Below are 23,300 nucleotides of genomic sequence, written 5' to 3'. Positions count from 1 at the left end.
TAGACCGTCGTGAGACAGGTCGGCTGCTATCTATTGGGTGTGTAATGGTGTCTGACGGGAACGATCGTATAGTACGAGAGGAACTACGATTGGCCGCCACTGGTGTACCGGTCGTTCGAGAGAGCGCCGCCGGGTAGCCACGCGGCACGGGGTAAGAGCTGAACGCATCTAAGCTCGAAACCCACCTGGAAAAGAGACACCGCAGAGAGCCCCTGTAGAAGACAGGGTAGATAGACTCGGGGTGTACGCACTGAGGTAACGAAGTGTTGAGCCCACGAGCACTAAGCGCTCGAAGCCATCATTCATACGCACTGTGACTCGCAGTTCAGCCATCGAGCTGACTGAACGAGTCCAGGCGCAAACTGGATCGCACGTACGCAAGGTTGTTCGACCGAGACTGGTGATTTCGCGGTTCGATTCCGCGACTCGGCGTTAGGCGGCCATAGCGGCGGGGTTGCCTCCCGTACCCATCCCGAACACGGAAGATAAGCCCGCCAGCGTTCCAGGGAGTACTGGAGTGCGCGAGCCTCTGGGAAATCTGGTTCGCCGCCACCATTCATACTTTCATCGAGCCTCGCAGAGAGTCATCTCTCTGCGGGGCTTTTTGCATATCATAGGCTGCAGGTAACTATGGGACCACGAAGAGAGACATCTGTATGCCACGCGAAGTCAAACTGAACGAACTGACGGACCTCCTCGGGGAGGCGTCGTATCCGCTCTCGGCCGAGATGGTGCAGTCGAAGTTCGGCGACGTGACGCTCGTCTATGCCGATGGGTCGGAATCGATGTCGGAGGTACTGGACCGTATCGAGAGCGAACAGTTCGATTCTGCAGAGGACGTACAGACCTCTATTTTCAACGCTGTCCCGGTGGAGGGTGTTGGCGAGCCAGGACAATCCGAGGGAGAGGGCTAGGCGAATTCGCTACCCTTAAGCGACCGACTTCATTATACCTAACTGCGCCAAGGTGGCAGAGTCCGGCCTAACGCAGCGGCCTGCAGAGCCGCCCATCGCCGGTTCAAATCCGGCCCTTGGCTTTTAATCGAGACCGTACGCTTTTCGTACTGGCAAGAGTCGTGACGATCCGTTCGGGTGGCGTCCCACCTGTTCTCCGGTCTTACTGTGTCTATCTCCCGTCTCATGGCAGATGAAGAACGGTATGGCGTTTCGACGGTCGTTCTGCGAGACGATCGGGCTCGCGGTTATCGGTACGGCAGTTGGCGAGACGGCCCGTTCGACAACCGGTGCGGCCATCGCGGGGGTCACTGTGTGACTACGACGTTCGTGGAACGGGCTACAGCGTCGGCAGTGTCATACTCATCGACCGTCTGTTTGCCGACTGTCGTCAGCGGCTTCCGGCGGACGGCGATGGGTCAGCGCCGGTACGCCAGCAGTCGTCGAGGACAGTGTTCACAGCCGGCAAATGTTGCTTGGACGCCTGCACAGCGAGCGACGGGTGTATTCTCGGCCGCCAGTCTCGGTTGCCGTGGGTCGCTGTTACTGACTGGCGCGCTACGCGTTCATCGTGGGGTCGAAAAGTAATCATTAAACCGCGCGCCGACTGACCGTCCGGATATGCAACGACGAGCCGCGGCGGCATACTTCGCGTTCTTCCTCGTCGTCAGTGTCGCAGCCTACGCGTACATTGGCGTCGCGGAGAGCCAGCGGCCGGAGGTGTCACTCGAAGCGAACGCTAACTTGACAAACGATACTACGTTCACCGTCGACGGAACGACGTACACTGCCTCGAACATCCACATGTCGAGTGGTGGTGGTGGCGGTCACGGTGGCGGTGGTGGCGGTTCGATGGTCGCTGACCTGTCGTGGACCAACGACTCCTGGCAGTACTCTGGAACCGTAGAGAACGGGTCGACGACGAGCATCGACAACACCACCTATCAGGTCACGACGAGCAACGAGTCCAACACGGTGACGTTCACCGAGCAGTTAAACGCCTCCCAACTCGCGATCGAGGACCCGGCAGTCGAGGACTCGCTGGCGACGCAGAACGGCACGCAGTACGTCGTCTACGAGGAGAACGGAACGCTCCAGCCGGTCAGTGAGTGGCTTCCGGAACCGGAGACCCGCACCTACCAGCAGTCCGAGACCATCCCCTATCAGAGCGACAGTGGCGTCCAGCAGACCACGCTGTCGCAGGTGTCCACAGACAGCGCGACCGTCACGTGGGTCGCACCCCGTGACCGCACTGTCGAACTCACCGAGGGTGGGAACGTCACGCTGCAGGGCCAGCAGTACTTCGCCCACTTCCCGAACCACGACTCGGTGCAACTGGTCAGCGTCGACGAGTACCCGACCTATCAGGAGCAACTCGACAGTCAGGAGTACTTCCACGAGCGCAAGAACGGGCTCTGGGGCGTCTCCATCCTCGCCGGCATCGCGGCCGTCCTGATGCTGGGGATGGCGTACCTCCCGACTCGCGGCTGACTGCAGAAGAACGCTTTTCGTGGCTTATTCGCCGTCCGCCAGCGCGAGGTAGGCGAGCCCGGCGCCGACGATGGCCATCAGTACCACGCCGACGACCTGTAGCACTGCGCTCGCCATCGTGGCGTGGGTGGTCCACGGTGCGCCGGCAATCGTCCCCAGTGCCGCGAGGACGAGGAACGTCCCGGCGGCGACGCCAAAGGGTTTGAGTGGAGTCCCGAACCGCTCGGTGAGTGTGCTCATATGCGACCGCTCGGTGGTAAGCGTGGTAAATCAACCGGTCTTCAGAAGCCTCCCGCCGCGGCATACGTGGCTCGACACCGATTCGCGCCGCTCATCGGTTCACTGCACGGGCCGGGAGGGAGTTGAACCGAGTGGAGACGGTGGGCCGCTGTGACTCCCCGGGTTCAACTCCTTCCTGCCGGTTCACTTACTGACTCGCTGCGCTCATCAGTTCGTTGCACGGGCCGGGAGGGAGTTGAACCCCCGACCATCTGGTTAAAAGCCAGACGCTCTGCCTGACTGAGCTACCGGCCCTCGATAGTCGGTGGGGGGAGTGGCGATTAAGGCCTTACGGTCCGTCGTCGAGCGTCGTCTCCAGTGCGTCGGTGACGACGGTGCTCGGGTCGGTGGCGTTGAGGGCCGCACGCCGTCGGAGTTTGCAGTAGGCGTCGACGTCGATGGTGACGGTGAGACGGCCTAACTGGTAGCCTTCGGAAGCTAACGCGTCCTCGATGCTCGCGCCGTCGTTGACGTTGCTCGCGACCGAGCGGATCTGCCGGACCGTCAGGTCGTGGTCGAGTGCGGCCCACGCAAGCAGTAAGCGGGCTTCGCCGGCGACCCGGGCGATGTGTTTGGCCGCCGTCGGAGCGATTTCGCCCTTGGCGACGTGGATACGGATGGAGCGCGGGAGGTCGTGGACACGCGACCACTTGCGGATGAACGAGACGGTGGCCTCGCCACCGGCCCGTTCGGCGGCGGCCTTGTACGACCCTTCGCCGCGGACGAGCGCTGCACACGCCGCTGCGCCACGGAGCATGTAGACGTTGTCGTCAGCCCCGGCCGTGTTCTCGGAGAAGCGGCGAACGGTCTCTGCGGCGAGTTCGAGGCTCGCTGGGTCGTCGGGGTTGAATTCGACGGCCTCGTCGGCGTGCTGGCCGGTGAAGTTCGGGTCACCACGGATGACCGGCTTCCCGACCGGTGATTCGCGGTCGGTCGACGGCTCGTCCTCTGGCATCGTCTCCTCGTTCGCGGCCAGCGCACAAAAGTATCCCGTCCGGGGCCGTACTGCCGCCTGTACGCCTATCGAGAACGCCGTCGCTTCGGTGGCGAATGTCTCGAAGGAGTTACAGGTGTTAGTCGTCCGAAGCGCTCTCGCGCTCTTCGCTCATGTGTTCCCAGATCTCCGTACAGCCACAGCCGTCCTCGACGTTGTCGAGGTGGTCGGTGGACGGTTCGTCGATTTCGGCGTCGGTTTCGTCGTGCGTCTGTTGTGCGTTCGTCATCGTTTCTGTTGGCACGGCGACCCGAGTCGCCGCGTGTCGGTATCCCTTCGTAATAGACCTACCATCATAAGGGCGCACTCTCCTGTAATTGTGACCCGCACTGCGGCTTACCGGCAACGCGTGCAGCTACCTTGTACGACACCTGACAGAACGTGATTCGTGATAGCTCGACACAGGGGGCGCCAGACGGGAGTGGGTTCGGTCCGACCCCGGCGAAAATTGCGAGCGCCGACGCCCTCAGGTAGTCGGGGGGCCTAATGAGATGTAATGACGACCGACGTTCATCAGCTCGACGACGGGGCGTGGATATCCGTCAACGACTCCAGAGAGGTGAACGTCTCGGATCTGTGGTTGTTGGCGCGAAGTGACTTCTGTGACTGTGAGACGACCGATTTCCTCGCCGAGGGGTTCGTCAAGGTCGGCGTCGACCACCCGGACATCGAGGCTCGCATCGCGGGGCAGTGTATCGCGTGTGGTGCGAGCGGTATCACAGACTGGCTGACCGTCGGTCGCGTCGTAGACCCGAAGTCGGGGGATTTCTACGGTGTCGTCCACGAGAGCGTTCATTTCCCGGAGAAGCGCACCCGTCTGGCCCGCACGGCGGATTAGGCAACATTGTCCTGTTTCGGGGAGTGGGGGAGACGGTTGACGGCAAAGCGTGTCGTATAAGGCTGGGTATCTAGTGATGGTACACAATCAGCCATGCCGAGCAAAGTAGAGAAATGGAAAGACGACGTCTACGGTAACGAGATTCGGGAGCATCTTCTCGAGTTCGCAGAGCAGGGTTGGGAGTCGATCCCCGAGGACGAACACGACGCCTGGTTCGAGCGCTTCAAGTGGTGGGGTCTGTATCACCAGCGCTCCGGGCAGGAGTCGTACTTCATGATGCGGATCGGGACACCGAACGGTGTCATCAAGCCCGGCCAACTCGAGGTCATCGGCGACGTCGCGAAGGAGTACGCCACCGGCCCCGCCGACAACCCCGAGTTCGGCGACGCCTACTGTGACTGGACGACCCGACAGTCCGTCCAGCTTCACTGGATCAAGCTAGAGGACATCCCGGAGATCTTCGACAAACTGGAGTCCGTCGGCCTCTCGACCCAGCAGGCCTGCGGTGACTCCTGGCGGAACATCGTCGGCTGTCCGGTCGCCGGCAAGGACAAGCACGAACACATCGACGCGTGGCCCGTCGCCGAGGAACTCAACGAGACGTTCAAGGGCAACGACGACTACGCGAACCTTCCCCGGAAGTGGAAGGTCGCCGTCACCGGCTGTGACGAGGGCTGTGGGCAGGGCGACATCAACGACCTCGCCTTCGAACCGGCCGAGAAGGACGGCGAACTCGGCTTCAATATCCGCGTCGGCGGTGGGCTCTCCCGGAAGGAGGCCCGCCTCGCCCGCGACATCGACGTTTGGGTGCCCCCGGAGCAGGCGGCCGACGTCGCCGCCGGCATGTCCGGTCTGTTCAACGAGTACGGCGACCGCGAGGACCGCTTCAACGCCCGTATCAAGTTCCTCGTCGACGAGTGGGGCCCCGAGAAGATGCGGCAGGTCCTGCAAGACGAGTTCGTCGACTTCGAACTGGAGACGGCGGGCGAGGACATGCGCGATCAGTACACCTACAACTCCGGCGGCAACGAGGGTCACGACGACCACGTCGGCATCCACGAACAGGACGACGGCAACTACTACGTCGGCCTGAACGTCCTCGTCGGCCGGATGGGCGCCGACGACACGCTGGAACTCGCAGACCTCGCCGAGGAGTACGGCTCCGGCGAGGTCCGTCTGACCCAGCGCCAGAACGTCATCATCATGGACGTCCCCGAGGAGAACCTCGAGGACCTCAAGAGCGAACCCCTGCTGGAGGACTACTCCCCCGAGCCCTCGCCGTTCATGCGTGGCTCCATCGCCTGTACGGGCACGGAGTTCTGTTCGCTTTCCATCGTCGAGACGAAGAACCGACAGGTCCGCTACGCCCGTTGGCTCAAGGACAACGTCGAACTCCCGGCCGACCACGAGGACTTCCACATCCACCTCTCGGGCTGTACGGCCTCCTGTGCCCAGCCCCAGATCGCCGACGTCTCCCTGCGCGGCATGAAGACGCGCAAGGACGGCGAACCGGTCGAGGCACTGGACATCGGTCTGGGCGGCGGCCTCGGCGAGGACCCGCGCTTCGCCGACTGGGTGGAGATGCGCGTCCCCGCCGACGAGGTGCCCGGCGCCATCAAGAACCTCGTGAACAACTTCAAAGACCGCCGCGAGGACGGCGAGACGTTCCGTGACTTCGTCGAGGCGCGCGACGAGGACACCCTCGCCGACCTCGTCGAACCCGAGGAGACGGACTACCACGACCCGTACATGCACAACACGAAGATGACGTGGTACCCCTACGTCGAGGACGACGACATGCAGTCCTCGCCCGCGCCGACGAACGGCGACGGCGAGCCCCTGCCCTCGGACGACTGAGGCGACTCGCTCGGCATCGCAGGCCGCCTCTCTTCGCACGCTTCTGTCTCAGACCGGCGTATCCGCCTGTACCGTGTACGTCTTCGCCTTCTCGTAACGCTTGTAGAGGTACACCACTGGGAACGGGACCAGCAACAGCGCCAACAGATACCGCTCCCGAGCGACCGAATACCCGGCGAGCGCCGTCGCGAACAGGATGGAGACGTGGCCGTACACCCAGACCCAGCGTGTCATCGACTCCCACTCACCGTACAGGTTGGCGTAGTAGAACGCCGCGATGCGGTCGCGCATACGGGGGCGTCGAGGGCGATTACGTTATGTTTTCGGGACCGTCGATTTCGTATCGAACGCCACTCTCCGACGACCTGCCCGATCAACCCGTTCGGCGATTCGACGGTCACGCGCGAGGGCCACACTCCTCGAAACCGTCGGTACGTATATCCGGGTCCGTTCGTCCAACAGTATATGGACGTCGCCGAAGCGGGAACGCACACACAGTCGATTATCGACGAAGTGGGGGCCGCGGTAATCAGCGACAGGGCGTTTCTGGAGACCATCATGACGAGCGTCGTCGCGGGCGGGCACGTCCTGCTTGAGGACGTGCCGGGGACCGGCAAGACGCTGACGGCGAACAGTTTCGCGAACGCACTGGGACTCCAATTCTCGCGCATCCAGTTCACGCCGGACCTCCTGCCGGCGGACATCACGGGGTCGAACATCTACAACGACGCCGAGAGCACGTTCGAGTTCGTCCCCGGCCCCATCTTCGCGAACGTGGTGCTTGCCGACGAGATAAACCGTGCCCCGCCGAAGACGCAGTCGGCGCTGCTGGAAGCCATGGAGGAGGGTCAGGTCACCGTCGACGGCGAGGAACACGACCTGCCGGACCCCTTCTTCGTCATCGCCACGCAGAACCCGGTCGAACAGGAGGGGACCTTCCCGCTGCCGGAGGCACAGGTCGACCGCTTCTGGTTCAAAGACTCCATCGGCTATCCGGACCGGAGCGGCGAGAAGGACCTCATCGACCGACGGGCGGACCGACAGTCGTCGACACCGACCGTCGATCCGGTGGTAACGACCGAGGAGATCACGCGGATACAGCGCCTACCGGAGTCGGTGACCGTCGACGACGACCTGCGCTGGTTCATCACCGACCTCGCCCGCGAGACCCGCTCACATCCGGCGGTCGACACCGGCGTCTCGCCGCGCGGGACACAGCGGTTGTTCGAGGTGTCGCGCGCGCGGGCCGTCCTCGATGGCCGGGACTTCGTGACGCCGGACGACGTGACGACGGTGGCGCCGGCGGCACTGGCCCACCGTCTCGTCCTGACCGCACAGGCCCGGATGGACGACCGGGACAAACGGGCCATCGTCCGGGAACTCGTCGAGCGACTCGACGTTCCCAACGTGGACGGCGCCGAGTAGGTCAGTCGGCCTCGACCCGCGGAAGCCACAGGAGGGCGAGCAGAATCGCCAGCACCAGCGTCCCGATGAGGACGACGCTGGGGAACGCCGAGGCGAGCGAGCGGTCGGTGGCCGCGGTGACGCCGTAACCGACGCCGGCACCGACCCCGCCGACGAGCAGACTGCCGACGAAGTGCGCTCCCTCCGGTCGCGTCACGGTCAGCCGTCGCCCGACCTGTTGCCCGAGGACGATGGCGTGTTCCTGTACGTCCCAGATCAGAATCGCGCCGACGCCACCGCCCAGTGCCAGCAGCGGCCGGCCGTGCCGGAGCGCCAGCAAGACGACGCCCAGATACAGGAGCGCCGCGGCACCACGGACCCGCGCCGTGTGCCCCTCGCTCCGCGTGAACCCGTCGGCCACGCCGAGGAGCAACCGCAGGGTGAGCGCCAGCGAGAACAGCGCGAGGCCGACGGCTCCGAGAAGTAGTGCCCGGACCGCGAGTTCGTTGGGTAGCTGGTCCACAGTGCGGACCAGATTGTCGACGACGGGCGCGGCCCGCGACGGGAACGGGGCGGTGAACGCCGCCACGGCCACGACCGCGGTCCCGCTCTGTTCCGTCGCCAGATTCGCGAGCGTGTCGCTCTGCGTACGGCGTATCAGGCCCAGCACGGACGTGACGACGAGCAGGCCCGCTTCGAGGAGGACGGCGACGGCGAGGCCGTCATAGAGCAGTGGCGGGCCGACGAGGAACGGGATTCCGACGGTCGGCGACCCGAGGCGGACGAACATGGCCACGAGTGCGACCAGTGCGCCGAGACCGACCAGACTGCTGCCGAAGCGCCCCCAGTCACGGCCCTCGCGGGCCGACGGCGGCGACCGGAGGTCGAGCGCTTCCACGCGGACGAGCAGCAACCGCCACAGCACCACGACCAGCAGGACCAGTCCCGGCACCAGCGTCGTCGCCAGCACTGGTTCGGCCCGCGCCGCGATCAGTCGCTCCCAGACGGAGACGACCGCCGTCGGCCGCAGAGTCGGCGGGAGGTACGCCACCCATCCGATCACGGGCACGAGTGCGACGGTGAGGATCGACTGGCTGACCAGCGAACGGTGGGTGCCGGCGAGACCGGTCCCCTCGCTGTCCTCGACGAAGGAGAGTTGGCGGGCCAACGCCACCACGACGAGGAACAGACCGAGGCCGGGGAGGACGAGCAGTTTCACACCCACGAGCGGCTGTGACACCCCGCCGTCGGTGAACCCGAGGTACCACCAGTAACAGACGAGACCGACGGCGGCGGCGTAGCCGACCGGCGCGGCGACGTTCCCGACGAGTGTCGCCACGCGCGTCTCGCTGTCCGTGAGTCGCGCGGCCACCGCCAGCACCGCCGCCGCGCCGAGGCAGCCGGCGGTCAGCGTGACCGTCGCCACGGAGCCGATACTGACGGCGGCGACGAGCGCGGCGAGACCCGCGGCGAGCAGGGTCCCGCCGACCCGCGGTCGGGGGTCGTGACCGCCCATCAGAGCCACCTCCTGACGAACGACTCCAGCGTGAGACGGAGCGGTTCGTCGGGGTCCCAGTCGACGACCGGGGCACCGCTCTCCTCTAGCACCCGGACGCGCTGTGCCCGTTCGGCGGTGCTGACCGCCTTCCCGACGGTCGTCGTCGCGGCCAGTCGCGGCGAGACGACGCTGACGTCGTGTCGGTGGGCCGCGAGTCGTTTCGCGAGGGCGACCATCTCGTCGTCGAGCAGCGGCGAGACGAGGACCACCTGCGCCGAGGCCGGTACCCACGCCAGCAGGTCCCGCTCCGGCGACACCGAACTGCGGTCCGCAACCGTCTCGGCGTCGGCAAACAGCTCCCGGCCGGTGGCGGCGTGGTCGGCCCCGACGCCGGGGTCGAGCGCCCGAACTCGGTCGGGGTAGAGGCCGACGCCGACGCGGTTGCCGCCGGCCAGCAGTTCGTAGAACGTCCGCTCGGCGGCGTACAGGGACAGTTCCGACCCGGTCGGCCGGTCGGTTTCCGTCCGGGTATCGGCGGCCGCCGACCGGTCCACCAGCAGGACCACCGTCGCGGCGTGTTCCTCCTGATACTCGACCGTCGAGAGTTCGTTCGTGCGGGCGTAGCGCCGCCAGTCGATGCGTCGGGCCGGATCGGAGGTCCGGTACTCGCGGGTGCTGTGGAAACTGATGCCCTCGCCGGCGATGTCCGTCGGTATCTGGCCGGCCCGCCGGGCGGTCTGACTCGTCAGCGGCACGTCCTCGACGGGCACCTCACAGCGGAGCGTCGTCTCGACGGGCACGGTCCCTCTGCTGTCGTACTCGCCGCTCAGGCCCACGGAGGCGACGGTGAGGTCGCCGAAGTCGTGCGTACCGCGCTTGGCGATCACGTCGTAGGCGACCGTCCCCGTCTCCCCGGCGCCGAGCGAGAGCGACTTCCGGGGGCTCCCCTCGGTAACGCCCAGTTCCCCGGGGACACCGTCGACCACGCGGAGGTCGGTCACGGCGTCGGCACCGGTGTTGGTGACCGAGAGCGTGACCGTGACCGACTCGCCCGGCGCGGGCGTCTCGGGGTCGAGCGTTCGCTCGGCCGACAGGCGGTCGGTCGCCGGGTCGGGCGTGGTCAGTTCGCCGTAGAGCACGTAGACGATGGGGACCGCGCCGGTCGCGTAGACGACGGGCGACTGGAGGGCCACACCGAGGACGACCGGGACCAGTATCGCGCCGACGAGGTGGCGATAGCGGTTGGTCCGCTCTGCCGTCGGATCGGTCATCCGTCACCCTCCCGCTGTCGGTCTCGCTCCGCGAGCGCCAACAGCGCCCGTTCGACGCGTCCGATTCGACGGGCGGCCGCTCTGTCGCCGAGGAACCACTCCCAGACCCGTGTCAGCAGCGACGGCCGGAACTCGGGGTCGGGACTCAGGACCGCCGCGGCGTAGGCGTCGTCGGTCCACTCCCCGGATTCGATCCGCGCTCGCGCCCGTTCGGGGCGTTCCTGATACGCGTCGGCGACGAGCGGGACCGCCGCCTCGCGGACGTCTTCGAGCAGGAGCGCCGGGTCGAGGTCGCCTCTGGTCCCCTCGGTTCGCAGCCGTTCGATGCGCTCGTCGAGGTCCCGCTGCATCACTCCCTCGTCGCTCGCGGCCGCCGTCTCGGGGTCCGAGACGTCGAACGCCGGGCGGCGGGTCGGGGCCTGCAAGACGGCGACGGTCCCGGCGAACAGGCCGGCGACGGTCCCGAGTCCCAGCCAGACGAACGCCGAGTCCGTCGGGACGAGCGCGAGCGCCCGCTGGAACTCCGGGGGATACAGCGCCGGTCGGAGCAGCGCCGTCGACGCGGCGCTGACGAGGCCGACGACGACGGCGAGCTTACTCACCCGGAAGACCGTTCCGATCACGCGTCTCCCCCCTCGGTCGCCGCGGCGCCGTCGCTTGCCCCGTCGTCGTCACTTCCGAGGTCGGTCGCAGCCTCGGTGACCGCCGCGAGGGTGTCGGTGTCAAGCGGGTAGTGGCCGTATCTGACGTGGCGGAAGGCGTCGGTTATCCGCTCGACTCGCTCGGACGGATAGCCGTGGGACTTCGCCGCCGAGGCGACCCGAATCGGCGTCTCCGTCAGCGAGGCCCCGGGCGTCCGCTCGGCCAGTTCCACCCACGCCTCGACGACCGTCGCTATCGTCGTCTCGTCGGGCGCGTCGGGGTCGGCGGCGGCCGCGGCTACGAGTCCGGCCTCCGTCGTCGCCGCGTCGTCCGCGCCCCCGGCGGTACGGGACGCCGCGAGCGCGGCCCGGAGGCGGCCCGGCAGCGCACGGAGCGCCGCCGGGAGGCCGCGGAGCCACGCGGCCAGCGCGGTCAGGAGCGTCCCGAGCGCGGCGACCACCGTCGGTGCCTGTCTGATGGCCTCCTCGATTCGCGCGCTCGCTCGGCGGACGGCGTCGACGAGGGTCCGACCGACGGCCGCGACCATCTCACCGGCCGCGAGGACGGCGTCGACGACCCACCGAATCGCCCGCCGGGTCAGCCCCGCCGTCGCCGCCCCGCCGCGAGCGGCCTGTCCGACCAGTCCGTACCGCCGGATGAGGCCGACCACGGCACCGACGAGGAGCGCCGCCGCGCCGCCGTAGAAGGGCCACAGCGGCCCAGTGGTGTGCCCGCGTGTGGCCCCCCGCTGGACCGTCCGCTGGAACGACGGCCGCGGCGGCAGTAGCGCGACCGTCGCCACGAAACGCCCGTTCGCGGCGGTTCGCGCGACGGCAGTGTCACCCCGCAGTACGGTGGCGTTCGGGACCGGATGGCCGGCGATGGTGGCGTTCCCGGTCACCTGCTGTCCCGGAATCGCTCGCCCCTCCAGCGAGACGTTGATCGCGGTCGGGAGCGGCGCGTCCGCCGCGGCGCTCAGTTCGCCGCGCCTGACGGTCACGTTCAGCCGCTCGCGGTAGGGCACCGTCACCGTCGCCGTCCCGTTCTCGTCGGTCCGCCCCCGTCGCTCGCCGTCGACGAGGACCGTCGCGCCGCGGAACGGGTCGCCGGCCAGCGTCGCCGTCACGCGGTGTGGCTGGCCGGGAACGGGGTCCCGTGCCAGCGTCAGCGACGTGTTCGAGCGGACGGCGAACGCCCGTTCGGCCGTCGCCTCGCCCCGCGAGACGGTCAGCGGGCCGTCGCGGACGTACGGTACCGTGACGACGGCGACGCCCTCGTCGTCGGTACGCCCCGCCCGCTGTCCGCCGATGGTGACCGTCGCTTGCCGGACCGGCACGCCGTCGACGGCGGCGGCCACCCGAACCGTCTCGCCGGGCCGGCGGGCCTCGCCGACGTCGAGCGAGACGTTCAGGTCAGTGCCGCGAAACGCCGCTGCCCCGTCGGCCCCGCTCCGCCGGACCACGATTCGATACTGCTCGTCGTAGGGCACTCGAACCGTCGACTCGCCGTCGGCGTCCGTCTGGCCGACGATGTCGCCGGCCACTCGCACCGTCGCGTTCGGGACCGGAACGCCGTTGATAGCGGCCCGAACGGTGGTCTCGGTGCCGGGGGTCTGCGTCGTCGCGTTCGAGAGGCCGGACGCGGTCACGTCGACGTCGGTGTCGATGTCGTCGTAGGTCCGGGCTCCCTCCGCGTCGCCGCGCGTGACCGTCACGGTGAACGACTCCTGATACGGGATTCGGACGGAGGCGGTGCCGTCGCTGTCCGTCGTGGTCACCGCCACGCCGTCGACGCGGACCGTCGCGTCGGCGACCGGAACCCCCTCTATCTCGGCTCGAACCGTCGCGTTGGTCCCCGGCGTCCGGCGCGCTATCGAGGAGAGACCGATGGTCGTGTTCAGTTCTCGGCCGCCGCCGTCGCCGGTCTGCTGGGCGAACTCCGGCGACGGTCGTTCGTCGGGGAACGACCCACGGGAGAGGGCGTTCGTCTCGTCGCCCTCGCTGGTGTTCTCGACCGCGACGACGTCGACGTGGTACAGGACCTTCGAGTCGGGAATCGTTATCGAACCGCCGAGGCCGACCGATTCGGGATTGCTCCCGGCGGCCGCCGAGGGCGACTGGCCGGCGCCACTTCCGCCGGATTCGCTCTGTGTTCCGCTTCCACCGTCGCCTTGCTGGCCGTCGTCACCCGACTGGCTCCCTTCGGACCCGCCCTGTTGGCTCCCGCTGTCGCCACCCTCGGCCTGCCGTAGCGCCTTGTAGACGCTCACGTTCAACTGGGTGGCGTAAGGGACGACGCCGTCCACACGGCCGAGACCGTCCGTCCGACCGATGGCCTCGCCGTTGAACGTGACGAGCGCGTCGCCGAGTCGCTGGCCGCCGAGCGTGACGACGACCTGTATCTCGTTGCCCGGGACGACCCGGCCGTCGAGTCGCACGTCCGCGTCGACTTCCGGTGGCCGGTCGGCCGCGGTCTGTCGGACTCGGTCGGCGTCGGTCCGTGCGAAGTTCGGGTCCGTCTCCGGGCGGTCGAAACTCGCCTGCGTCGTCCCGGACTCCCGGAGTGCCTCCCGGTCGGCCGGCGTCGGGTCGAAGGTGACCCACCCGGTTTCGGGGACGTACACTTCGACCCACGCGTGGGCCTTCGAGCGGTCTATCCGCAGGCTCCCGTCGTCGGCCCGGCCCGAGGCGGGCGCGTACCCCTGTACGTATCTGGCCGGGACGCCCTGCGTTCGCAGCATCGCCACCATCGTACTCGCGAAGTACATGCAGTACCCCCGCTCCATCTCCGTCGCGAACGTCGTCGCGTAGTGCTCGGAGGGCCGGACTATCTGCGTCGAGTAGGCTTTCTCGGTCTGGAGCCACTGCTCGATCAGTATCGCACGCTCGTACGGCGTCGTCGCGTTCCGCGTGACCTCGTCGGTCAGCGTCCGCAGGCGGTCGGGCGTGTCGGCGGGCATCTGCGTGTAGCGCCGCTCTACGTCCGCTGGGTACGCCCGCCCGGCCGTCTGGAGGTCCTCGGTGGACCATCCGGGGAGCGTCGCCGTCGCGGTGTAGGTGGTCCCGTTCGGGAGCGCGGCCGAGGCCGGTTCGACCCCTGCGCCCGTCGTCGCGACGCCGTCGGCGTCGAGGCCGTCGACACCCTCCGGTCGCCACGGCACGGGGACGGCAGCCGTCTGGTTGACGACGGTATAGCGAAGGCGCACCTGCTGTCCGGCCCGCGGGTAGTCACTCGCCGGCCGGGACCGCTCCGCGTCGCTCGCCTGCCACCCCGACCCGGTGTAGCGCGCGTAGGAGACGGTCCGCCAGTAGGGGTCCTCCTGCGGGCCGATGGCACAGGTCTGGCCGACCACGTCGGCGACGACGGCGGGGTCGTTGAGGCCCAGTCGAGCGGCGTCGGCCCGCGTGCAGTTGCTGACCGCACCGGCCGCTCCAGCCGACCCGGATCCGCCGGACCCGCCCGCTCCGGACTGTCCGCTCTCACCGCTGGACGTCCCTGTCTCGGACTGACTTCGGGCACCGAGGCCGCCGTCCGCGGACTGTGACAGCGCTCCTTCGAGGCCCGATTCGTCCCACGTCGTGCTCGTCTCCGCACTGTTCTCGTCGTCCGCCCCGTCGGTCCCGCTGGTGTCCCCGCTCTGTCTGTCTCCGGTCGGCTGGCTGTCGGCGTCGCTCGACTGCCCCCCGGACGGTGGCGTCGCCGCGCTGTCCCCGTTTGATGCGCCGACGGCGTCGCCGGACGGTCCCGCTCCGGCGGCCGACGGCGTCGCGACTGGCCCGGAACTCAGCAGGGGTGCCGATAGACCGAAACTCGCGACACAGAGGAGTGCCAGCGTCACCGATAGCACTCGGTTCGCGTCCACAGTTGCTGTCTGACGCATGCGAATACCCCTGACATGAAAAGCATGTGGGACGACTCAACGCACGATATCTCGTCGCGGGACGGGGTGGTAAGCCTTATCGGCGGCAGTCGCCTACGTTCGCCCGGCAGCGGGAGGCCGGCTCCCGTGCCGAGAGGCATGAGGAAAGTCCCCCCACCTGCTGGACGGGTGACCGGACGCAAGTCCGGGGCGGGAGACCGTCGGCTATGGAACAGCAACGACACGTCGTCACAGGACCGATGAGGTGCGCGAATCCCGAGCGACGGGGCGTGTGCGGCACTCCGTGCCGCGATTCGAGGCGGTGACACCGCCTCGACCCGGAAGCGAGGGAGAGATAACCCACCGAGGGCCACCGTGGGGCACCGTCCGGTGTCCGACGCCTGTGACGGACCGATGGAACGGCGAATCCTCACCGGTGCAAGGCCGCGTCGACAGGTAGTCCGGTACCGCGCGCGAGCGCTGGACGCGGCCGCTGAGCCGAATGCCGGCCCGAACAGAAGGGGGCTTACTCCCCGCAGCCGATTTGTGGCCAGAACCGACTAATAGCGACAGGTCGACCAACAGACGATGGACCGACGACTGGCGGGTGCGATAGCGCTGTGTCTGGTGCTGGGCGGATTGGCCGGGTGTAGCGCCGCGTCCGAGGCGCTTGACTCGACGTCGGAACTCGTCGAGCGCGGCCACCCGTTCGCCAACGAGACGGTGACCGTCGCCGTCGACGGAACCGCCCGCGAGCGAGCGCTCGCCGCGGACGGACTGGCCTACTGGGAAGCGAATGCACCGGAGTACGCCGGCTTCACCGTCGACTTTCGCGTCCTCGAATCGGGCGAGACGCCCACAGAAGGACCGCCCGACGTCGAGATAACCTTCGTCGAGACGGTCACCGACTGCGGCGAGTCCGACTACTCCGCGGGGTGTGCGCCGCGGCTCACCGCCTCCACGCGGGTCGACCGCCCGGCAGAGGTGTCGATACGACGCGGCTTCGCCGACGAGTCGACGCGACTGATCGTCGAACACGAGGTGGGGCACCTGCTAGGCCTGCGCCACGGCGACCCGCCGAGAGACGTGATGCGCCACCAGCGAACGCTGGCGACCCTCCCGCGACCGAACGCCAGCGAGCGCCCGGTCCCGTGGAACGACACCACGCTGACGGTCGCGGTTCGAAACGAGAGTCTCTCGGCCGAGGAGCGGGCGGCCTACCGCGAGGAGGTGGCCTACGCGCTTGCGTACGTGACCGAGGGCGCCGACGGGGCCGTCCCGTCGAACGTCTCCGTCGAACTGGTGGCGGCCCCCGAGGACGCTGACGTGGTGGTCGGACCTGTCGCGTCGAGCGAGTGCCGGAGCGACGCGGGCTCTTGCCTGCTCGTCGAAGGGGCGGACCCGGACCGCGACGGCGCTATCGAGACGTACACGCGCGCCGAGATTCTGCTCGTCGACCTCGATACGGAGGCGACCAGTTGGCACGTCGCCCGGCAACTGCTCGGCGTCCTCGGCGACGACGGCCTGCCCGCCCGTCTCACCGACGCCAGCTACGAGCAGCGCCGGGGCGCGTGGCACGGGTAGGTCCGACGGTTTCAAGCCCGCGCCGGGCGGAGTCGCCCCTATGACCGCCGACGATCTCATCGAATCCGTCCGCGACGACCAGCAGACAGAACTCTCCCGACTCGGCTCCTCGAAGACGCTGTACGCCGACACTCGCGGCGAGATGGAACCCGCCGCCGTGCGTGCGGCCGCTGCCGCGCGCGAGCAGGCAGCCCACGACACCTTCTCGGCGTGGGCCGACGACGAGAGCGACACCGCGGCCGCCGGCCTCTTTGCCGATGCGGCCGAGGACGCCGCCGGCCGACTGGACGGGGTGGGCGCCGACCCGGCCGACCGCGACTTCGCGATGCACGACGCGCTCTCCGACCTGACCGACACCGTCGAGCGACTGGGCGGCCTCGTCGGCTGGACGCTCGTCGACGAGAAGACGAAGGGCCAGCTAACCGGGTTCTTCACGGGACAGGCCGACCCCCAGACCGCCAGCACGTTCCGGAGCGCCGGCAACGACGTCGAGGCCCTGCGTGAGGACGCCGCCGAACTGCTGGACGAGACGTGTGCCGACGGAGACGACTGGGACGCCGCCGAAACCGCCGCCGTCGCCGTCGTCTCGGCGGCCTACGACGACTACTTCGAGACGCTCGAAGAACTGGGCGTCAACCCGAAGCCGGTCTGTTGAGCCCCGTTTCGCCACTGCTCTCCGGAGACCCTCGGGTCGCCGCGTCACGCCGACGGTCCGCGCTCTCTTCGCGGCTTCGCCGCTGTGCGTCTTCGAGGGCCGCTCACTTCGTCGTCTGGCGACGGTGCCGCCCGACTGCCCGAGGGACCGACGGTCCCTCGCTGTTTTCGCCGCTCGCTACTCCTCCGGTGCCGGCGCGTCCTCGACGTTCCCGGGACCGCTCGGGAAGTAGAACTCCCGTTCCGCGTCGGTCTTGAACCGACCGAGGACGTCGCCGAGCGGTGTCGCGTACCGCCGGAGTTTATCGGCCTGTTGGGTCACCTCGGTCAGTTCGGCGGCCTGCTCCTCGGCGGCCCCCGCCACCGTCTCGGCCTCGGCAGTCGTCTGGTCGGTGCCCTCGGCGACGTCTGACAGCGTCGCCGCCGCGCGCTCGACGTTCGCTATCGGCTTTGTGACGTCGATGTCTCGCTCGTCGGCGTGGCGTTCGAGCGCCGCGGCGGCGGCGTCCATCTCCTCTGTGGCCGCCTGCAGTTTCGCTCGCTGGTCGTCGGTGTCGATGGAGACGGTCTGGATGGACTCGGCTATCTGCTCGGAGGCGTCCTGCAGGCTGTAGGCGCTCGATTCGATGGTCTCGCCGGTTTCGGCGACTTCCTCGGCGAACCGCTTGAGTTGACCGGTCGTCTTTTCCAGTTCCGACAGCGTCTCGTTGAAGTCCGCGGCGATTCGGTCCATCGCGTCGTTCTCGCCGTCGGGGTCCATCCGGACCGTCAGGTCACCGGCCGCACACCGCGCCAGTATCTCCGAGTACTCGTCGGCCCGTTCCTGCAGGTAGTCGTTCATCGTGACGGCCTCCGCGCGTGACACCTCCGCTTTCTCGCGTGCCCGCTCGGCCGTCGCTATCTCCTCTTTCAGCGCGGCCTGCATGTTCCCGAACGCGGCGGTGAGTCGACCGATTTCGTCCGCCCGCTGGCGGTCGAACGTCACGTCGAGGTCCCCGTCCTCCATCCGTTCGGCTTTCTTCGTCAGTCGTTCGAGTGCCGACCCGGTCCGCCGACCGAAGACGGCCGTCGCCGCGCCCAGTACCACCAGCGGAACGAGGACGAGGGCGGCGATGGTCGTCAGCAACTGGTCACGGAGCGCGTAGGCCTGTCGGGACGGGACGTGCGTGGCGACGGTCCAGTCCGTCCCCTCGACGGGTGCGTAGCCGACGACGGACCCGGACAGCGCCGCCACTCCGGTCGACTCGCTCCCTATCGCTCCGTCGGGTACCGGTGCGTCGGCGTGGTCCTGCCCGTAGACCAGCGACTCGTCCCCGTTGTGGACGGTAGTGAACGCCCCTTCGGTGGTCTGCTGGAACGCGCCCCCGGCCGACAGCGCCGCCTCCACGACGACGACGTGTTCGGTGTTCTGCGGCGGCGCACTGATGAACGCGACCACGGTCTCGTCGGTGGCCGACTCGTAGGGCGTGTCCGCGACGACGACGGTCGAGACGGTGTCCGTCGTCGCGTCTATCTCTTCGGTCCGCGTCGCCCACGGCACGCCCGCCGCTTGCAGGTCCGTCCCGCTCATCCCCTGTTCGGTGCTCTCGACGACCGTCGCGTCGCTACTCTTCACGTAGTGGATGGCGACGATGTCCGAGCGGGCGTTCTGTAGTCGATTCAGTAGGTACGCCGCCACCCCGTCGGTCCGACCGGTCTGGAACGGCGGGGCCTCCGAGATGGTGCGCGTCTGGTGGCGCAACCCGTCGATCCATCCTTCGAGACTGTCAGCCTGTAACCCCGCGGTCGACGCCACCTGCTGTTCGACCTGTCCGTTCAGCGTCGCCGTCGCACTCGCGCCGAGGGCGACGCCGACGACCGCCGTCAACAGCATCGCCACGACGACGATGCCGAAGTACTTGCGGACAAACCGCCGCCGGACCACGTCCGGGACGACTCGGCTTATTCCCCCACCTGTATCGGTGCCTGACATGGTGAATGCGCCGTAATTCGGGGTAATAAAATCCTACTGTAAATATGATTTATAGGGACCGTCTCACGCACGTAGCACTACATACCGATATGATGTAACTCGTCATCACTCGTCGGTCTCCGGTCACCGCGTCGCTTCGCTCCCCGCTGCGCTTCGTCGAGGGTCTTCGCTTCGCTCAGACCCTCGCTACTGCTCGCGGCTTCGCCGCTCGCTCATCCCGAGGGACCTCGTTTCACTCGGTCCCTCGCTAGCCTCAAGTCGCTCCAGCCCTACCCCCACACAATGAGCGACGCCGGAGGCCCCCTCTCCATCGACCGCCCGGACGCCGACAGCGAGTTCCGCGTCGACGCGCCGTTCGACCCCGCCGGGGACCAACCCGAGGCCATCGAGCAACTGGCCGAGGGCTACCGGCAGGGGATGGACAGACAGACCCTGCTCGGCGTGACGGGGTCGGGCAAGACCAACACCGTCTCGTGGGTCATCGAGGAGATACAGCAACCGACGCTCGTCATCGCCCACAACAAGACGCTGGCCGCCCAGTTGTACGAGGAGTTCCGGAACCTGTTCCCGGACAACGCCGTCGAGTACTTCGTCAGCTACTACGACTACTACCAACCCGAGGCCTACGTCGAGCAGACGGACACGTTCATCGACAAGGACGCCTCCATCAACGACGAGATAGACCGCCTGCGACACTCCGCGACCCGGTCGCTTCTCACCCGGGACGACGTCATCGTGGTCGCGTCGGTCTCTGCGATATACGGCCTCGGTGACCCGCGCAACTACGTCGATATGTCCCTCTCGCTGGAAGTGGGACAGGAGATAGAGCGCGACGAGTTGCTGGGCCGTCTGGTCGACCTGAACTACGAGCGCAACGACGTGGACTTCACGCAGGGCACCTTCCGCGTGCGCGGGGACACGCTGGAAATATACCCGATGTACGGCCGCTACGCACTGCGCGTGGAGTTCTGGGGCGACGAGATAGACCGGATGCTGAAGGTCGACCCGCTACAGGGCGAGGTCGTCCGCGAGGAACCCGCCGCGCTCATCCACCCGGCCGAACACTACTCGATTCCCGAGCAACGACTGGAGCGGGCTATCGAGGAGATAGAGGAACTGCTCGAACAACGCATCCGCTACTTCGACCGCAAGGGCGACGCCGTCGCCGCCCAGCGCATCGAGGAGCGGACCACGTTCGACTTAGAGATGATGCGGGAGACGGGCTACTGTTCGGGCATCGAGAACTACTCGGTCCACCTCTCGGACCGCGAGAGCGGCGAAGCACCTTACACCCTGCTTGACTACTTCCCCGATGACTTCCTCACCGTCATCGACGAGTCCCACCAGACTATCCCGCAGATTCGCGGCCAGTTCGCGGGCGACAAATCGCGCAAGGAGAGTCTGGTCGAGAACGGCTTCCGCCTCCCCACCGCGTTCGACAACCGTCCGCTCACCTTCGAGGAGTTCGAGGCGAAGACCGACCAGACGCTGTACGTCTCGGCGACGCCCGGCGACTACGAACGCGAGGAGAGCGCGCAGGTCGTCGAACAGATCGTCCGCCCGACCCACCTCGTGGACCCTGCCGTCGAAGTCGCCGAGGCCACGGGACAGGTCGACGACCTGATGGACCGCATCGACGACCGTATCGACCGCGACGAACGCGTCCTCGTCACCACGCTCACCAAGCGGATGGCCGAGGACCTCACGGAGTTCCTCGAAGAGGCCGGCGTCGACGTGGCCTACATGCACGACGAGACCGATACACTGGAGCGCCACGAACTCATCCGCTCGCTCCGGTTGGGCGAGATAGACGTCCTCGTCGGTATCAACCTCCTGCGGGAGGGACTGGACATCCCCGAGGTGAGTCTGGTCGCCATCCTCGACGCCGACCAAGAGGGGTTCCTGCGCTCGGAGACGACGCTGGTCCAGACGATGGGTCGCGCCGCGCGAAACGTCAACGGCGAAGTCGTCCTCTACGCCGACGACCGGAGCGACGCCATGCAGTCGGCCATCGAGGAGACCCAGCGCCGCCGCCGCATCCAGCAGCAGTACAACGAGGAACACGGCTACGAACCGACGACCATCGAGAAGGAAGTCGGCGAGACGAACCTCCCCGGGAGCAAGACCGACACCGGCGACGTGGCCGGCGACGGGCCGGCCGACGAGGACGAGGCGGCCCGCCGCGTCGACCAACTCGAAGAGCGGATGCAGGAGGCCGCCAACAATCTGGAGTTCGAACTCGCCGCGGACATCCGCGACCGCATCCGCGACCTGCGCGCGGAGTTCGACCTCGACGCGCCCGAGGCCGACGACGGCAGCGTTCCCGCGCCCAGAGCCGACGAGTTCTGACCGCCAGCGCACAGTTTGGGGCAACACTTATCAACAGTCATACATCTAACTACGTGTAACTGAGGCGGTCAGCGACTGGCCGTCGACGCTCACTATGGATGTCTCCTCTCTCTCCCGACGAGTCTCCCCGAGCGGACTGGTCGTCGCCGCCCTCGGCTTCTTCCTGACGCGGTTCACCGTGACGCTCGCGGCGTACGACGACCCGCTCCGGTTCCTCGTCGGCGGTCTCGTGCCCTTAGCGCTGGGGCTCGGACTCTCGGTGTTCGGAGTCGCCCTCGCCGTCGGGGACTTCGAGCGGTCGTTCGTCCGCACGGTGGCAGTGTGGTGTGTCGCGGGCGTGGGGGCGATGCTCGTCCTCGTCGTCCTGACGCTCGTTGCCAACGACACGAACCTCGCGATGGAACCGGTCCGCTCACAGACGTACCTCGCGAACTTCCTCATCGGCGGGAGCGCTGGCGGCGCGCTCACGGGCGTCTACGCGGCACAGACGGCCCGCCAGCGCCGCCAACTCGAACGCCAGACCGGTCGGCTGGAGATGGTGACGCGCCTCCTTCGCGACGAGGTACTCAACGCCGTCACCGTCATCCGCGGCCGCGCGGAGGTGTTACAGCGGACCCACGACGTCGACTCCGCGGCCGCCATCGAGCGCCGGACCGACGACGTGGCGACCACCGTCGAGAACGTGAAACACATCACCCGCGACGGGGACGCGGTCGGGGCGCTCGACGCGATACCGGTGGCCGACTGTGTGGTGGCGGCCATGGAGACTGTCAGGCAGCGGTACCCCGACGCCCGAATCACCGCCGACGTCTCCACGGCCGAGGACGCCACCGTCTGGGCGAACCCGCTGTTGGAGGACGCGCTGGTCCATCTCGTCGAGAACGCCGTCGTCTACGACGACGCCGAGGCGCCGGTCGTGGCGGTCCGAGTGACCACCGACGAGTCGGCCGTCGCCATCGCCGTCGCGGACGAGGGTCCCGGACTCCCCGCCGACCAGCAGGCACTCGTCGACCGGGGCGAAGTCGCGGTGTACGAGGAGCGTTCGACCGGATTCGGATTGAATCTCGTCCGCCTGCTCGCGGGCAGTTACGGTGGGCGCGTCGACGCGGCGGTCGACGAGGCCGGGACGACTATCACGCTGACCTTACGCCGGGCGGATACGGACGCCGCCACCGGGGCCGACCCGAGGACATCCTACGGACTCTCGCGCCGCGGACTCGGACTCGTCGCCGGCGCGTCGCTACTGGCGGGGGCGGTCATGGGGCTGTTGATGCAGGTCCTCGGCGGCGCCGTCCCCATTATCGGCGCGCTCTATGGCACGACGGACGCCACGGTCGGCTGGATAACCCACGAGTTCCACAGCGTCGTCTTCGGGCTGACGTACGCCGGACTCGTCCAACTCGTCCCGCGGTCGGTCGACGCCCGCGTCCGCTACTACGGGACTGCCGTCGGCTGGGCGGTGGCGCTGTGGCTGGTCGCGGCCGGTCTGGTCATGCCCCTGTGGCTCCGCCTCGTCGGCATCCCCGCACCGCTGCCGAACGTCGCCGCCACGACGCTCGCCAGCCACCTGCTGTGGGGCCTGACCCTCGCGGTGCTGTACCGTCACGGCCGGCGGTGGCTGGACGAGTAACCAACCTCGACTTGCACTAATACAA

At 67.7% G+C, this 23,300-nt stretch carries 18 protein-coding genes, 2 tRNA genes, 2 rRNA genes and 1 other RNA gene; 13 read left to right on the top strand and 10 right to left on the bottom strand.

The annotated features are described in order from the left end of the window. The 5 genes from NDI85_RS13305 to NDI85_RS13285 all read left to right on the top strand — a co-directional run. Window positions 1-305: ribosomal RNA gene (locus tag NDI85_RS13305) — 23S ribosomal RNA — on the top strand; the annotation flags it as partial. A 127-nt stretch (window positions 306-432) separates the two neighbouring features. Continuing rightward, window positions 433-555 (top strand): 5S ribosomal RNA (gene rrf, locus NDI85_RS13300). A gap of 101 nt (window positions 556-656) precedes the next feature. Continuing rightward, window positions 657-914, top strand: coding sequence for a hypothetical protein (locus NDI85_RS13295; RefSeq protein WP_188995721.1), 258 nt, complete (start codon window positions 657-659; stop codon window positions 912-914). Between the two features lie 46 nt (window positions 915-960). After that, window positions 961-1,036: transfer RNA gene (locus NDI85_RS13290), tRNA-Cys, on the top strand. 538 nt (window positions 1,037-1,574) lie between these two features. Next, a complete protein-coding gene (locus NDI85_RS13285; RefSeq protein ID WP_310916058.1) occupies window positions 1,575-2,444 on the top strand; it encodes a hypothetical protein in 870 nt (289 codons plus the stop codon). A 24-nt stretch (window positions 2,445-2,468) separates the two neighbouring features. Here NDI85_RS13285 and NDI85_RS13280 read toward each other — a convergent pair whose 3' ends face one another. The 4 genes from NDI85_RS13280 to NDI85_RS13265 form a co-directional block, all read right to left on the bottom strand. Continuing rightward, complete coding sequence (locus tag NDI85_RS13280) at window positions 2,469-2,684, bottom strand: hypothetical protein (RefSeq protein WP_188995723.1); 216 nt, start codon at window positions 2,682-2,684, stop codon at window positions 2,469-2,471. Between the two features lie 220 nt (window positions 2,685-2,904). Next, a tRNA-Lys gene (locus NDI85_RS13275) sits at window positions 2,905-2,978 on the bottom strand. A 34-nt stretch (window positions 2,979-3,012) separates the two neighbouring features. Next, entirely contained in the window at window positions 3,013-3,678 is a 666-nt protein-coding gene (locus tag NDI85_RS13270) for a hypothetical protein (RefSeq protein ID WP_310916057.1), read from the bottom strand. A 118-nt stretch (window positions 3,679-3,796) separates the two neighbouring features. After that, on the bottom strand, window positions 3,797-3,961 hold the full coding sequence (locus NDI85_RS13265) for a hypothetical protein (RefSeq protein ID WP_188996909.1): 165 nt from the start codon (window positions 3,959-3,961) through the stop codon (window positions 3,797-3,799). Between the two features lie 252 nt (window positions 3,962-4,213). Between NDI85_RS13265 and NDI85_RS13260 the strand changes: the two genes are divergently transcribed. Both NDI85_RS13260 and NDI85_RS13255 read left to right on the top strand, forming a co-directional pair. Further along, window positions 4,214-4,555: a hypothetical protein gene (locus NDI85_RS13260; RefSeq protein WP_188995725.1), complete on the top strand. Its 342-nt coding sequence runs from the start codon at window positions 4,214-4,216 to the stop codon at window positions 4,553-4,555. A gap of 93 nt (window positions 4,556-4,648) precedes the next feature. Beyond that, window positions 4,649-6,412 carry a ferredoxin--nitrite reductase gene (locus NDI85_RS13255; protein ID WP_310916056.1) on the top strand — a complete coding sequence of 588 codons (1,764 nt, stop codon included), beginning with the start codon at window positions 4,649-4,651 and terminating at the stop codon, window positions 6,410-6,412. 48 nt (window positions 6,413-6,460) lie between these two features. Here NDI85_RS13255 and NDI85_RS13250 read toward each other — a convergent pair whose 3' ends face one another. Next, on the bottom strand, window positions 6,461-6,703 hold the full coding sequence (locus NDI85_RS13250; protein WP_188995728.1) for a hypothetical protein: 243 nt from the start codon (window positions 6,701-6,703) through the stop codon (window positions 6,461-6,463). A gap of 174 nt (window positions 6,704-6,877) precedes the next feature. Between NDI85_RS13250 and NDI85_RS13245 the strand changes: the two genes are divergently transcribed. Continuing rightward, window positions 6,878-7,837, top strand: a complete 960-nt coding sequence (locus NDI85_RS13245; RefSeq protein ID WP_188995730.1) for a MoxR family ATPase — start codon at window positions 6,878-6,880, stop codon at window positions 7,835-7,837. A 1-nt stretch (window position 7,838) separates the two neighbouring features. Here NDI85_RS13245 and NDI85_RS13240 read toward each other — a convergent pair whose 3' ends face one another. From NDI85_RS13240 to NDI85_RS13225, 4 genes are read right to left on the bottom strand one after another with little or no spacing between them, the layout of a single operon-like run. Further along, window positions 7,839-9,332 (bottom strand): hypothetical protein, encoded by a 1,494-nt coding sequence (locus tag NDI85_RS13240; protein ID WP_310916053.1) that lies wholly within the window; start codon window positions 9,330-9,332, stop codon window positions 7,839-7,841. Continuing rightward, window positions 9,332-10,585, bottom strand: coding sequence for a DUF58 domain-containing protein (locus tag NDI85_RS13235; protein WP_188995733.1), 1,254 nt, complete (start codon window positions 10,583-10,585; stop codon window positions 9,332-9,334). Before NDI85_RS13235 ends, NDI85_RS13240 begins: the two co-directional genes overlap by 1 nt. Next, complete coding sequence (locus NDI85_RS13230) at window positions 10,582-11,187, bottom strand: hypothetical protein (protein ID WP_310916051.1); 606 nt, start codon at window positions 11,185-11,187, stop codon at window positions 10,582-10,584. Before NDI85_RS13230 ends, NDI85_RS13235 begins: the two co-directional genes overlap by 4 nt. 17 nt (window positions 11,188-11,204) lie before the next feature. Next, on the bottom strand, window positions 11,205-15,107 hold the full coding sequence (locus tag NDI85_RS13225) for a transglutaminase-like domain-containing protein (RefSeq protein WP_310916049.1): 3,903 nt from the start codon (window positions 15,105-15,107) through the stop codon (window positions 11,205-11,207). 105 nt (window positions 15,108-15,212) lie between these two features. Here NDI85_RS13225 and rnpB point away from each other — a divergent pair. The 3 genes from rnpB (at window position 15,213) to NDI85_RS13210 (ending at window position 17,325) form a co-directional block, all read left to right on the top strand. Then, an RNA gene (rnpB, locus tag NDI85_RS13220) (RNase P RNA component) lies at window positions 15,213-15,627 on the top strand. A 47-nt stretch (window positions 15,628-15,674) separates the two neighbouring features. Further along, window positions 15,675-16,670 (top strand): matrixin, encoded by a 996-nt coding sequence (locus tag NDI85_RS13215; RefSeq protein WP_188995739.1) that lies wholly within the window; start codon window positions 15,675-15,677, stop codon window positions 16,668-16,670. 40 nt (window positions 16,671-16,710) lie between these two features. Next, window positions 16,711-17,325, top strand: a complete 615-nt coding sequence (locus tag NDI85_RS13210) for a rubrerythrin family protein (protein WP_310916047.1) — start codon at window positions 16,711-16,713, stop codon at window positions 17,323-17,325. A 177-nt stretch (window positions 17,326-17,502) separates the two neighbouring features. On the opposite strand, the gene NDI85_RS13205 is transcribed toward NDI85_RS13210, so the two are convergent. Next, the gene (locus tag NDI85_RS13205) at window positions 17,503-19,296 is read right to left on the bottom strand and encodes a HAMP domain-containing protein (protein ID WP_310916045.1); all 1,794 of its coding nucleotides are present in this window, start codon (window positions 19,294-19,296) and stop codon (window positions 17,503-17,505) included. Between the two features lie 282 nt (window positions 19,297-19,578). Here NDI85_RS13205 and uvrB point away from each other — a divergent pair, with 282 nt between their 5' ends. Together uvrB and NDI85_RS13195 are read left to right on the top strand one after the other, a co-directional pair. Next, on the top strand, window positions 19,579-21,645 hold the full coding sequence (uvrB, locus tag NDI85_RS13200; RefSeq protein ID WP_310916044.1) for an excinuclease ABC subunit UvrB: 2,067 nt from the start codon (window positions 19,579-19,581) through the stop codon (window positions 21,643-21,645). A gap of 94 nt (window positions 21,646-21,739) precedes the next feature. Then, complete coding sequence (locus tag NDI85_RS13195; protein WP_310916043.1) at window positions 21,740-23,275, top strand: ATP-binding protein; 1,536 nt, start codon at window positions 21,740-21,742, stop codon at window positions 23,273-23,275. Window positions 23,276-23,300 lie beyond the last annotated feature (25 nt).

Origin of the sequence: Haloarcula sp. S1AR25-4 (assembly GCF_031624555.1) — an archaeon.
In the GTDB taxonomy this organism is placed as follows: Archaea; Halobacteriota; Halobacteria; order Halobacteriales; family Haloarculaceae; genus Haloarcula; species Haloarcula pellucida.
This window is presented reverse-complemented; position numbering and strand designations above follow the sequence as displayed.